We start from the raw sequence: 13,022 nt of genomic DNA, 5'->3' as shown, positions 1-13,022 counted from the left end.
TATTTCCGGGCGGTTTCCGTGCGGCGGGCTTCCGTGCGCCGGGCACAACTGGCCGGTTCACCCACAACAAACCCCGTTTCATCGACTGCCGCGCGAGCGGTGTGCCAGGGCATCTGATGATCGTTCGATTTGAAGCCGTTTCCGATTCAGTCAATCCAGCCATGAAAATGCGGCGGACTGCCGTTGCGGTGTCCGCGGCGCTGCTGGTCGCCATGGCCGGCGCTTCCGGTATGGTTCATGCGCAAAGCGGCGCGGCGGCTGCCGCCGCCACATCGGGTGCTGCGGGGGCATCCGCTCCTGCGGCGGCGCTGCCCATCGTGGGGCAATACACCATCCACCCGGGGCAGTCGCTGCACGATGTGGCGGTCGACGTCACGCAGTCGCACGACAAAGCGGTGATCGCGCGCGCGAGTCAGGCGCTGTTCGACGCGAACCCTTCGGCGTTCATGAAACGCGACCCGAGCCGCCTCAAGGTGGGCGCCGTGCTGAACGTGCCGGGAACGCCCGATATGGCGAGCGCAGCAGCCGGTGCTTCGGCGCCGGTTGCCGGCGCGGCAAGTGCACCCGGTGCTTCGGCTGCCATTGTTGCGGGCGCGAGTTCAGCGGCCGAGGCGGCGGCTCCGGCTTCGACTACGACTGCCGTTGCTACAGGCGCAAGCGCGAGCACCAATGCCGGTGCGATGGCAACGAGTGGCGCGGCTGGCGCAAGCGTTGCGAGTGCGCCGGCTGTGTCCGCTGCTTCCGCCGAAGCGAGCGCGAGTGCAGTCCCCGCGCCGGCCAGCGACCCTCATTCGTGGAGCGGCGCAGTCCAGGCGGCACCGCCCGCCGCGGCGGCGTCCGCTATACCGGGTTCGGCGGCGTCGACACCTACGGTGTCGAGCCTGCAACAACTGCTTGCTCTCAAGAATCGTGTGCTAATGGCCTTGCAACAGCACGGCATCGGCAAGCCCGTGCCGGTGGCTGGCGCACCGGCCGGTACGCAAGGGAACGCCGCTGCCGGAGGTGCGGCGCCGGGCGCGAACGGCGCGCAGCCCGAGGTCTCTCCGATCACGCTTGGCGGCGTGGCCGCGGTAATGCTGGCATTCGTCGCGCTGGTCGTGCGTGTGCTCATGCGCAAACGTCGCAAGCCTGCGCCGGAGGCCCGAGAAAGCGCGGTTGAGCCGCCCGCTGCTACGCGCCCGACCGGGCGCGACGATGCGTCGGCAGAACCCGCAGCGCCGGTAGCGCCCGCAGCGCCGCTGGCGACCGGCGCAGCCGCTGCTGTCGTGAAGGCGAAAGCCGAAGCGTCGGCGGAAGAGTCGGCGGAAGAGTCGGCGGAAGAGTCGGCGGAAGAGCCGCTGCGCGACGCCGCGCAAGAACACGGCGAGCACGCCGAACCCGGCGACGAGGCGCCGTCGCCGCACGAACTGGCAGAGTTGCCCACGCTGGGCGAAACGATTGAGCCGGCCCATCAACCCGAAACGCCGCATCACGCCGAAGCCGACATCGACGAATCGAGCGCCGCCGCGCACGAAGCAAGCCGTGCCGAGCCGCGTCCGATCGAGCTGACGATGCCGGGCGCGCAGGCCGAAGCGCATCCCGAACCGCATCCCGAACCGCATCCCGAACCGCATGCGCACAGGGCAGAGGCCCAGGCCCCGGCCGCGCCCGCCGAATCCGCCGCGCCGCCTCCGCATGAACTCGCGATGCCGGGCGATCACTCCACACCCGCTGTCCCATCAGAACAAGAAGCAGAAGTCGCAATGCCACACGTGGAAGTCCCGCAAGAGTTTCCGAAGTCCGCCGTCGATGCTTTGGGCGGCCTCGACATGCCGCTGCCGCCGCGCGTCGAAACGCCCGAGCCCATGCCGGGCGTCCCGCTCTCGACGGAGCCAGTCGCCACCCCCGAGACGACCGCGCGCCAGGCGCTGCCGTTCGGCCAGCCGCCTGTGCCGCCTGCCGGCGAGGCCATCGAAGTGGGCATTGCGGGCGCGGGGTCGATCGCCGGGCTGGGCGCGCCGCGCTTCGGCCCGCTCACGCTCGATTTCGACCTGAATCTGCCGGCCGATTCCGCCGAGCCGCTGCCGGTCTTCACGCCGGAGCAACTCTCGCGCATCGCCCGCAACAAGCTCGACCTCGCGCACGAATACATCGCGCTCGGCGACCTGGCCGGCGCTCGCTCGCTGATCAACGAGGTGATCGAGTCGAACGACCACGCCACGCGCGCCGATGCGCAGGCGTTGCTGTCGACGCTCTCGCCGCTTTCCTGACGCCCGCCATATGCGTATCGCGCTAGGAATCCAGTACGACGGGGCCGCCTACTGCGGCTGGCAATCGCAGCCGCACGGCAAGACGGTGCAGGACGCGCTCGAGCGCGCGCTGCGCGAGTTCGCCACCGTGCCGCTGCCCACCGTGGTCGCGGGTCGCACCGATACGGGCGTGCACGGCCTCGGCCAGGTCGTGCACTTCGACACCGACCTCGACCGCGCGCCGTTCTCGTGGGTGCGCGGCACCAATGCGTTTCTGCCGCCGACGGTGGCCGTGCAATGGGCGCAGCCGATGCCCGAGGCGTTCCACGCGCGCTTTTCGGCGTTCGAGCGCACGTATTACTACGCGCTCTACGTGAACCCGGTGCGCTCGCCCATGCTGGCGGGGCGGGCCGGCTGGATCCACACGCCGCTCGACGTGGACGCCATGCGCGAAGCGGCCGCCTGCCTGATCGGCGAGCATGATTTTTCGGCGTTCCGCTCGTCGGAGTGTCAATCGAAGACGCCCGTGAAACACCTGTATCAGATCGATATCCGGCCGCTGGGCGATTTCATCCACTTCCGTTTTCGCGCGAACGCGTTTCTCCACCACATGGTGCGCAACCTGATGGGCTGCCTCGTGGCCGTGGGGCGCGGCCGCTACCCGGCCGCATGGATGGCCGAGGTGCTGGCCGGGCTCGATCGCACCAAGGCTGCGCCGACCTTCATGCCCGATGGCCTGTATCTTGCGCAAGTAGGCTATCCTGAAGAGTTCGCCGTCCCCGCCGCGCATACGGCCAGCGTGCCGTGGAGCACCGTCTGGGCCGACGCCAGCCCGACGTGAGCCCGCAAAACGCGAAACACCCCAACCGCCCATCGAGTCTCGATTCATGACGTCAGCAGAACACCCCGCCATCGCTGCCACGCACCGCACGCGCATCAAGCTGTGCGGGCTTTCGACACCCGAGGCGATCGCGCACGCCATCGACCTGGGCGCCGACGCCATCGGCCTCGTGTTTTATCCGCCGAGCGCGCGCTCGGTGAGCGTGGCGCAGGCGGTCGAGCTCACCCACGACATTCCGCCGTTCGTCTCGGTGGTGGGCCTGTTCGTGAACGCCACGCCGCAATGGGTCGGCGAGGTCGCGAGCAACGTCTCGCTAACGCTACTGCAGTTTCACGGCGACGAAACCTCCGACCAATGCGAATCGCTGGCCTCGGTTGCCGGTTTGCCCTGGTTGCGCGCATTGCGGGTGGCGGCCGATACTCGCAAAGCCGATTTGATAGAATGGGCAAATCGTTATTCATCAGCCAGCGGCCTGCTGTTCGACACCCATGTCGAAGGTTACGGCGGCGGCGGGAAGGTCTTCGATTGGTCACTTATCCCCGCAGGGCTCGCGCGTCGGGCCGTTTTAAGTGGTGGCTTGAACGCGCAAAACGTCAGTGATGCGATTCGCCAGGTGCGTCCGTTCGCCGTCGATGTCTCCAGTGGCATCGAGGTCCCGGGCGCGAAGGGCGTGAAAGACCACGCCCGTATGGCGGCGTTCGTGCGCGCAGTGCGCGAAGCGGACGCGGGATAATTTCTTGGACCAGCCAGCCCTTGCGCAATGCGGGGCCCCCGGTTGGTCGAGCGAGTGACTTATGTACAATTTGCCCGATGAACGCGGCCATTTCGGCCCTTATGGCGGCGTATTCGCTGCCGAAACCCTGATGCAGGCGATCGACGAGCTGCGCGACGCCTACGCGAAATTCAAGGACGATCCCGACTTCGTCGCCGAATATCAGCGCGAGTTGAAGCATTTTGTCGGCCGTCCGTCGCCGATTTATCATGCGCAGCGCTGGAGCGAGCTGCTGGGCGGCGCGCAGGTATATCTCAAGCGCGAAGACCTGAACCACACCGGCGCGCACAAGGTGAACAACGTGATCGGCCAGGCGCTGCTCGCGAGACGCATGGGCAAGCCGCGCGTGATCGCGGAAACCGGCGCGGGCCAGCACGGCGTGGCGACGGCCACGATCGCGGCGCGCTTTGGCATGGAATGCGTGGTCTACATGGGCGCGGAAGACGTGCGCCGCCAGGCTGCCAACGTCTATCGCATGAAGCTGCTGGGCGCGACCGTCGTGCCGGTGGAATCGGGCTCGCGCACGCTCAAGGACGCGCTCAACGAAGCCATGCGCGACTGGGTCACCAACGTCGAAAACACCTTCTACATCATCGGCACGGTGGCGGGCCCGCACCCGTATCCGATGATGGTGCGCGACTTCCAGCGCGTGATCGGCGACGAATGCCGCGTGCAGATGCCGGAAATGACGGGCCGCCAGCCCGACGCCGTGATCGCGTGCGTGGGCGGCGGATCGAACGCGATGGGCATCTTTTATCCATATATCGATGACACTTCGGTGCAGTTGATCGGCGTCGAGCCCGCCGGCGACGGCATGGAGACGGGCCGCCACGCGGCCTCGCTCGCGGCCGGCACGCCGGGCGTGCTGCACGGCAACCGCACCTACCTGCTGCAGGACGAAAACGGCCAGATCATCGAAACGCATTCGGTTTCGGCGGGTCTCGACTACCCCGGCGTCGGTCCCGAGCACGCCTGGCTCAAGGACAGCGGCCGTGCACAGTACGTGACCATCGACGACGAGGAAGCGCTCAGGGCATTCCACGACTGCTGCCGCATCGAGGGCATCATTCCCGCGCTCGAATCGAGTCACGCGCTTGCGTACGCGGCGAAGCTCGCGCCGACGCTGCCCAAAGACAAGGTTCTGCTGGTGAACCTGTCGGGCCGCGGCGATAAGGACATGCATACGGTCGCTGAGCGATCGGGCATCCAGTTCTGAGCGCCCGGAGCGATACCCGCGATGCGTGACGAGTTCGACGAGCCGCAACTGCCGGTGCCTGAAGGCGAGGCCGGCGCCGAGACGGCTGCTCCCGTGGCAGCCGCCGAAGCGCCCGCCGCCTTGCCCTCGGTGCCCGCAGTGCCCGACAGCATCCGGCTCCTGAACCGCGACTTCCTGACCGATGCAGCGAACCTGCCCGACGCCTCGATCGATCTGATCGTCGCCGATCCGCCTTATGGGCTCGGCAAGGACTACGGCAACGACTCCGACATGCGCTCGGGCGAGGATTTCCTCGCCTGGACGTATGCGTGGCTCGACCTTGCGATTCCCAAGCTCAAAGCCAGCGGTTCGCTTTATGTGTTCTGCACCTGGCAGTACGCGCCCGAGATCTTCGTTTATCTGAAGTCGAAAATGACGATGATTAACGAGATTGTCTGGGATCGTCGCGTGCCCAGCATGGGCGGCACGACCCGCCGCTTCACCTCGGTGCACGACAACATCGGTTTCTTCGCGGTCTCGAAAGATTACTACTTCGATCTCGATCCCGTCCGCATCCCATACGATGCCGTCACGAAGAAGGCGCGTTCGCGCAAGTTGTTCGAAGGCAGCAAGTGGCTGGAGCTCGGCTACAACCCCAAGGACGTCTGGTCCGTTTCGCGGCTGCACCGTCAGCACGCGGAGCGCGTGGATCATCCCACCCAGAAGCCTCTTGAGATCGTCGAGCGCATGGTGCTCGCGAGCTGCCCGCCGGGCGGCCGCGTGCTGGACCCGTTCATGGGCAGCGGCACTACGGCAGTCGCCTGCGCGCGTCATCAGCGCGAATTCGTCGGCTATGAAATTAATGAAAGTTACTGCGCGATCGCGCACGAACGCGTCGGCCTGGCTGCAATTGACGCTTGCGCACGTGCGTCTGCCGCGGTGTCCGCGGCTGTTGCGGCCGGCGCATGATGCGCTTGCGCCGCCACTGGCTCGCGCCGCGCGGTAACGACCGAATCTGAGGACCCTGCTATGTCCCGCATCAAAACCACGTTCGCGGCGCTTGCCGCCGCCAACAAGAAAGGCCTGATCCCGTTCATGACCGCCGGCGACCCCGATCCAGCGCGCACGGTCGAATTCATGCATGCGCTCGTTACTGGCGGCGCGGACGTGATCGAACTTGGCGTGCCGTTCTCGGACCCGATGGCCGACGGCCCGGTGATTCAGCAGTCGTCGGAGCGCGCGCTTGCGAAGGGCGTGACGCTCAAGAGCGTGCTCGCCGACGTCAAGCGCTTCCGCGAATCCGATACGCAAACTCCCGTCGTGCTGATGGGCTACGCGAACCCGATCGAGCGCATGGGCGCCGATGCGTTCGCCGCCGCTGCGAAGGATGCCGGCGTGGACGGCGTGCTGGTAGTCGACTATCCGCCCGAGGAGTCGGTGGTGTTCGCCTCGATGATGAAGGCTGCGGGCATCGACCCGATCTTCCTGCTCGCGCCCACCTCCACCGACGAGCGCATCGCCGCAGTGGGGCGCGCGGCGAGCGGCTATGTTTATTACGTCTCGCTCAAGGGCGTGACGGGTGCGGGGCACCTCGACGTCGGGAGCATCGCGAGCAAGATCCCGGCGATCAAGGCGCGCGTGCCGCTGCCGGTCGGCGTGGGCTTCGGCATTCGCGACGCGCAAACGGCCGCCGCCGTGGCGCAAGTCTCCGACGCCGTGGTGATCGGCAGCCGCATCGTGCAGTTGCTCGAGAAGGCGCCGGCCGACACCGCCGCCGAGGCGCTGACGCAATTCGTGTCCGATATTCGGGCAGCGCTGGATGCGGTTGCGGACAACGCAAAATAAGACTGCTGTAAAATCGCTTTTTCGCCATGCGCGGTCGGGGTCGGAACCCGGTCATCGAGACCGGGTCGACGTCACGCCGTCCGCGCCCGCGCATCACGATCAAGGAAAGAACATCAATGAGCTGGCTCGACAAACTGCTGCCGCCCAAGATCAAGCAAACCGATCCGAAAAGCCGCAAGAGCATTCCGGAAGGCTTGTGGATCAAGTGCCCGTCGTGCGAGGCGGTCCTGTACCGCAACGACGTGGAAGCGAATCTGCACGTCTGCCCGAAGTGCGATCACCACATGCGGATCAACGCGCGCGAGCGCCTCGACGGGCTGCTCGATCCGGAAGGCCGCTATGAAATCGGCCAGGAAATCGTTCCGGTCGACGCGCTGAAGTTCAAGGACAGCCGCAAGTACCCCGACCGCATCAAGGAGGCCATGGACGACACCGGCGAAACCGACGCCATGGTCGTCATGGGCGGCGCGATCCACACGCTGCCGTGCGTGGTCGCCTGCTTCGAGTTTGCGTTCATGGGCGGCTCGATGGGCTCGGTGGTGGGCGAGCGCTTCGCGCGCGGCGCGCAGAACGCGCTCGAGCAGCAAGTGCCGTTCATCTGCTTCACGGCCTCGGGCGGCGCGCGCATGCAGGAAAGCCTGCTCTCGCTGATGCAGATGGCCAAGACCACGGCCATGCTCACGAAGCTCTCGGAAGCCAAACTGCCGTTCATCTCGGTGCTGACCGACCCCACCATGGGCGGCGTGTCGGCGAGCTTCGCGTTTCTCGGCGACGTCGTGATCGCGGAGCCGAAGGCGCTGATCGGCTTCGCCGGTCCGCGCGTGATCGAGCAGACGGTGCGCGAGAAGCTGCCCGAAGGCTTCCAGCGCGCGGAGTTCCTGATGCAAAAGGGCGCGATCGACATGATCGTCGACCGCCGCAAGATGCGCGAGGAAATCGCCCAGTTGATGGCGCTGCTGCAGCGCCAGCCCGCCGACGCGGTGGCCTGAGCGCACCGGACCTTGCACGCGCGCGGAACTTGCGGGTTTCGCGCCTTGTCAGACGCGCCGCAAGCGAAAGCAAGCGGCGCGTTGTCATTTCCGCGATAATGCCGTTTTTTTGCAGCGGCTCATGCGCGCCAGATCGACGTCTCGATGCTTGGCCGCCCGCTGTGCATGGAATTCCCTGAATCGTCCCGATGAGTACTTTTCCCTCCCTCGACGCGTGGCTCACGCATCTCGAAACTGCGCATCCGGTCGGCATCGACATGGGCCTCGAGCGCATCCGCAAGGTCAAGGACGCGCTGAACCTGAAGTTCGATTGCCCGATGTTCACGGTCGGCGGCACGAACGGGAAGGGTTCTACCTGCGCGATTCTCGAAACCATCCTGCTCAAGGCCGGCTACCACGTCGGCTGCCACACGTCGCCGCATCTGCTGTCGTTCAACGAGCGCGCGCGCATCGACGGCGTCGAGGCCAGCGACGCTGACCTGCTGCCGCACTTCGAGGCCGTGGAGGCCGCGCGCAACACCTTCGCCACGCCGGTCTCGCTCACGTACTTCGAGTTCACGACGCTTGCGATCATGCATCTGTTCGCGTCGCGCGGGCTCGACGCCGTGATCTTCGAGGTGGGCCTCGGGGGGCGTCTCGATGCCGTGAATGTACTCGACACCGACTGTGCGATCGTCACGAGCATCGACCTCGACCACACCGAATACCTCGGCGACACGCGCGAAAAGATCGGCTTCGAAAAGGCCGGCATCTTCCGCGCCGGCGCGCCCGCGATCTGCGCGGACCCGCTGCCGCCGCAGTCGCTCATCGACCATGCGCAGGCGATCGGCGCCGATCTGTGGCTGTTCGGCCGCGATTTCCGCTATGAAGGCCAGGCCGGCAGCGAGCGTCAGCAATGGAACTACGTGGGCCGCTCGCTGCGCCGTTCGGCGCTGGCCTATCCGGCGCTGCGCGGCGCGAATCAGCTGATCAATACGTCGGCGGCGCTGGCCGCGCTCGAAGCGCTGCGCGACCGGCTGCCGGTGTCGGCGCAGGACATTCGCCTCGGCCTCGCCAACGTGGAGTTGCCGGGTCGCTTCCAGGTGTTGCCGGGCAAGCCGTCGATCATCCTCGACGTGGGCCACAATCCGCACGCCGCAGCGGTCCTCGGGCAAAATTTATCTGGCATGGGGTACTTTCCGTACACCTACGCGGTGTTCGGCGCGATGCGCGACAAGGACCTCGCCGGCGTGATCGCGCACCTGAAGGGCGAGATCGACCACTGGTGCGTGACCGATTTGCCGTTGCCGCGCGCGGCTTCGGCGCTACAGCTTGAAGAAGTGCTGCGCGAGGCCGGAGTGGAAGACGGCCCTGACAGCAGCATTACGCGCTACGAAACGCCCGCCGCGGCGTTTCAAGATGCGCTAAAACGGGCGTCCGAAAATGATAGAATTCTCGTTTTCGGAAGTTTTTTGACGGTTGCCGGCGTCATGGCCTGGCGAAAGTCGCAGCAGCACTGATTGCGCGGTTCATCACAGCCGCTACGCAGAGGCCAACAGCAGCCATACATGGGAATTTTCTCGTTCGGCAAGAAAGACGACGCGCCCAGCCGACGCGACTCTGAGGCTGGCTCCCGCCGCCGGAGCAGTCAGAACACGCGCGTGGAGCGGCGCAGCCGCCGGCCGGCCCGCTCCGGCGACGCCGAGGCGATGCTGCTCGATCCCACCCTGCCGGAAAAGCAGCGCGCGCGCCGGCGCCTCGTCGGCGCGATTGCGCTGGTGCTGGCCGCCATCGTGATCCTGCCGATGGTGCTCGACTCGCACCCCAAGCCGGTCACCGACGACATCTCCATCGATATTCCTAGCCGCCCGGCCTCGAAGGCTGAAGCGCGCCACGAGGACACCCAGGCGGGCGTCGCTCCGGACAATCCCGCTGCGGCGGAAGCCGGGCTGGGCGTAGCAACGCCCGGCGCTTCGGGGCTCTCGGCAGCCTCGGGCGCAGCGCCGACACAGACTGCGCAAGCGAAGCCCGCTGCGCCGGCCAGGTCCGCGCCGGCGGCTCAAGCCCAAACCCAGACTCAAGCTCAAGCTCAAGCTCAAGCGAATCAATCGGCCGAAGCCGCGCAGGCGCCGCGCACCGCCGCGAAGCCGGCTGCGCCGTCTTCGGGTTCGGCTGTCGCGTCGCGCGGCAAGACGGGCACCTCGGCAGCGGCTAATGCCAACGCAGCCGAAGGCGACGGCACGGCCGCCGCGCCGTCGGGTGCGCGCTTCGCGGTGCAGCTGGGCGCGTTCAGCAGCGACGCCACCGCGAATAAATGGGTCACGAAGTTGAAAGCCGCAGGCGTGCCTGCATATACCGAGCAACGCAAGGAAGCCGACGGCACGACGCGCACGCTGCTGCGCGCGGGTCCGTTCCCCGACCGCGCCTCCGCCACCGAGGCGATCGCGAAGGTGCGCGGCGCGGGCCTGATGACGGGCTCGAACGGCTCTGCACAATAGCGCCCGATGTTCACGGCATTCGACTACGCTGTAATGGCGGTGATCGGTTTGTCCGCACTGCGCGGGGCGTGGCGTGGGCTCATCGGCGAAATTTTCGGGCTGATTGGCTGGATCGCGGCGCTCATCGTGGCGTGCCGCTACGTGGATCGCGTGGTGCCCTTCATTCCGGCGAACTGGCCGGGCGGGGCGCTGACCCAGTGGCTGATCGCCTTCGCGCTGATCGTGATCGGCGTGGTGCTCGTGGCCGGCGTGGCGAATGCGCTGCTCGGCCGGCTGGTCCAGGTGAGCGGATTGTCCGGTGTGGACCGCTCGCTTGGCATGATGTTCGGCCTCGTGCGAGGCGTCGTGCTGGTGCTGATTCTTGTCGTCCTCGCGGGACTGACGGAGCTGCCCCAGCAAGACTTCTGGCGCAAGGCGCTGCTGCGGCCCTATGCCGTGCAGGGCGTGCTCGAACTCAAACCGTTTTTGCCCGAGACGCTCGCGGCCTACGTTCACGTCTGACCAGAAACTGGTCGGCTGTCGTTACCGCGCCGTCAATGTCACTGCTGATTTCGCTTTTTTGAAGGACCTGCCATGTGCGGCATCGTAGGCGTAGTTTCCCGCTCCCCCGTCAATCAGCTCCTCTATGACGCGCTGCTGCTTTTGCAGCACCGTGGTCAGGACGCGGCCGGCATTGCCACCGCGAACGGCAACACGTTCCACATGCACAAGGCCAACGGCATGGTGCGTGACGTGTTCCGCACGCGCAACATGCGCAGCCTGCCCGGCACCAGCGGCATCGGCCAGGTGCGCTACCCGACGGCCGGCTCGGCGTCGAGCGAAGAGGAGGCCCAGCCGTTCTACGTGAACGCGCCGTTCGGCATGATCCTCGCGCACAACGGCAATCTCACCAACTGGCAGCAGCTCAAGGAAGAGATGTTCCGCGTGGACCGCCGCCACGTGAACACCAATTCCGATACCGAAGTGCTGCTCAACGTGCTCGCGCACGAAGTGCAGCTCGCGAGCTCGGGCCTCGAACTCGATCCGGCCGCGCTCTTCAAGGCCGTCTCGGGCGTGCACCGCCGCGTGCGCGGTTCGTACGCGATCGTCTCGCTGATCGCCGGCTACGGCCTGCTCGCGTTCCGTGACCCGTTCGGCATTCGTCCGCTGTGCATCGGCAAGATCGAGACGCCGGAAGGCACCGAGTGGATGGTCGCTTCGGAGTCGGTCGCGCTCGAAGGCATCGGCTTCGAGTTCGTGCGCGACGTACAGCCGGGCGAGGCGGTGTTCATCGACTTCGACGGCAAACTGCACGCGCAGCAATGCGCGGCGGCGCCCAAGCTGAACCCCTGCATTTTCGAGCTCGTGTACCTCGCGCGTCCGGACTCGGTGATCGATGGCGTGCCGGTGTACAACGCGCGCCTGCGCATGGGCGACTATCTCGCCGAGAAGATCAAGCGCGAGCTGCCCGACGTGAAGATCGACGTGGTCATGCCGATTCCCGACTCGTCGCGCCCGGCGGCCATGCAGGTCGCGAACAAGCTCGGCGTGGAATACCGCGAGGGCTTCTTCAAGAACCGTTACGTGGGCCGCACCTTCATCATGCCGGGGCAGGCCATGCGCAAGAAGTCTGTGCGCCAGAAGCTCAACGCCATGGGCATCGAGTTCAAGGGCAAGAACGTGCTGATCATCGACGATTCCATCGTGCGCGGCACCACCTCGCAGGAAATCGTGCAGATGGCGCGCGACGCCGGCGCGACCAAGGTGATCTTTGCCTCGGCGGCGCCGCCCGTGAAGTACCCGAACGTCTACGGCATCGACATGCCCACGCGCGGCGAGCTCGTCGCGCATGGCCGCACCGACGAAGAAGTGGCACGCATCATCGGCGCGGATCATCTCGTGTATCAGGACGTGGAGGCGCTCAAGCAGGCCGTGCGCGACATCAATCCCGAGCTCACGGAGTTCGAAGCTTCGTGCTTCGACGGCGATTACATCACCGGCGACATCACGAGCGCGTATCTGGACAAGATCGAGCTGGCGCGTCTGGCGCCCCAGGCGCAGTCCGACCGCGACGCCGCGAGCGACGCGATGGACGGCGGCACGCGCTCGCAGCTGCATCTGCAGCTCTCGGTGGAGTAAGCGAAGCGAACGTGGCGCGCGTGCATGGCGCGCTCTTGACGTGCTGAATTCCGCGCATGTCGAGCGAGCCCGCTTCTGCCTACGCAGAAGCGGGCTTTTTTGCGCCTGTGCTCCGTGTGTACGGATGAAATGGATACGCGATACGCTGCAGGCATGGCGGCTTCAATGGCGGGTCCGCTGGCTCGAGGCGCATCCCGCTGTGAAGCGCGTCTTTTATCCGGGGCTCGAATCGCATCTGCAGCACGCGCTCGCGATGCGTCAGCAGAAGCCGAGCGGCGTGATCGTCTCGTTCGAGCTCAAGGGCGACACGCCCGAGGCGCAGCGCGCGAACGCGTGGCGCGTGATCGACGGCACGAAAATCTGCTCGATCACCGGCGATCTCGGCGACACGCGCACGACCATCACGGCCACCACCACGCATGGGCCGCATCACACCCGAGGCGCGCACGGCGGCGGGCATTACCGAAGGGCTGATCCGGCTCGCGGTGGGCCTCGAAGACCCGCGCGACGTGCGCCGCGATCTCGCGCACGGGCTCGACGCGGCGCAGTAAGCTTCG

General features: G+C 66.5%; 11 protein-coding genes and 1 pseudogene. All 12 read left to right on the top strand.

The annotated features are described in order from the left end of the window. The first annotated feature begins 167 nt into the window (after nt 1–167). The gene (locus P5W99_RS25010) at nt 168–2,249 is read left to right on the top strand and encodes a FimV/HubP family polar landmark protein (protein WP_434663601.1); all 2,082 of its coding nucleotides are present in this window, start codon (nt 168–170) and stop codon (nt 2,247–2,249) included. Between the two features lie 10 nt (nt 2,250–2,259). Continuing rightward, nucleotides 2,260–3,069 (top strand): tRNA pseudouridine(38-40) synthase TruA, encoded by an 810-nt coding sequence (gene truA, locus P5W99_RS25005; RefSeq protein ID WP_421026002.1) that lies wholly within the window; start codon nt 2,260–2,262, stop codon nt 3,067–3,069. Between the two features lie 46 nt (nt 3,070–3,115). Then, nucleotides 3,116–3,802, top strand: coding sequence for a phosphoribosylanthranilate isomerase (locus tag P5W99_RS25000; RefSeq protein ID WP_421026001.1), 687 nt, complete (start codon nt 3,116–3,118; stop codon nt 3,800–3,802). A gap of 61 nt (nt 3,803–3,863) precedes the next feature. Continuing rightward, entirely contained in the window at nt 3,864–5,057 is a 1,194-nt protein-coding gene (gene trpB / locus P5W99_RS24995; RefSeq protein ID WP_421026000.1) for a tryptophan synthase subunit beta, read from the top strand. Between the two features lie 21 nt (nt 5,058–5,078). Further along, nucleotides 5,079–6,005: a DNA-methyltransferase gene (locus tag P5W99_RS24990; RefSeq protein ID WP_421025999.1), complete on the top strand. Its 927-nt coding sequence runs from the start codon at nt 5,079–5,081 to the stop codon at nt 6,003–6,005. A 60-nt stretch (nt 6,006–6,065) separates the two neighbouring features. After that, on the top strand, nt 6,066–6,881 hold the full coding sequence (trpA, locus tag P5W99_RS24985) for a tryptophan synthase subunit alpha (RefSeq protein ID WP_421025998.1): 816 nt from the start codon (nt 6,066–6,068) through the stop codon (nt 6,879–6,881). Nucleotides 6,882–6,997: 116 nt separating this feature from the next. Then, a complete protein-coding gene (gene accD / locus P5W99_RS24980; protein WP_421025997.1) occupies nt 6,998–7,870 on the top strand; it encodes an acetyl-CoA carboxylase, carboxyltransferase subunit beta in 873 nt (290 codons plus the stop codon). A gap of 188 nt (nt 7,871–8,058) precedes the next feature. Continuing rightward, entirely contained in the window at nt 8,059–9,369 is a 1,311-nt protein-coding gene (folC, locus tag P5W99_RS24975) for a bifunctional tetrahydrofolate synthase/dihydrofolate synthase (RefSeq protein ID WP_421025996.1), read from the top strand. Nucleotides 9,370–9,417: 48 nt separating this feature from the next. Continuing rightward, the gene (locus P5W99_RS24970) at nt 9,418–10,347 is read left to right on the top strand and encodes an SPOR domain-containing protein (protein WP_421025995.1); all 930 of its coding nucleotides are present in this window, start codon (nt 9,418–9,420) and stop codon (nt 10,345–10,347) included. Nucleotides 10,348–10,353: 6 nt separating this feature from the next. Further along, entirely contained in the window at nt 10,354–10,848 is a 495-nt protein-coding gene (locus tag P5W99_RS24965) for a CvpA family protein (RefSeq protein WP_421025994.1), read from the top strand. Nucleotides 10,849–10,920: 72 nt separating this feature from the next. Further along, the gene (gene purF / locus P5W99_RS24960; RefSeq protein ID WP_421025993.1) at nt 10,921–12,465 is read left to right on the top strand and encodes an amidophosphoribosyltransferase; all 1,545 of its coding nucleotides are present in this window, start codon (nt 10,921–10,923) and stop codon (nt 12,463–12,465) included. 175 nt (nt 12,466–12,640) lie between these two features. Then, a pseudogene (locus P5W99_RS24955) lies at nt 12,641–13,016 on the top strand (PLP-dependent transferase); the annotation flags it as partial. Nucleotides 13,017–13,022 lie beyond the last annotated feature (6 nt).

The sequence above is a fragment of the Paraburkholderia sp. A3BS-1L genome, assembly GCF_051125215.1.
In the GTDB taxonomy this organism is placed as follows: domain Bacteria; phylum Pseudomonadota; class Gammaproteobacteria; order Burkholderiales; family Burkholderiaceae; genus Paraburkholderia.
Note: the sequence above shows the minus strand (reverse complement) of the source record. Positions and strands in the feature narration are given on the sequence as shown.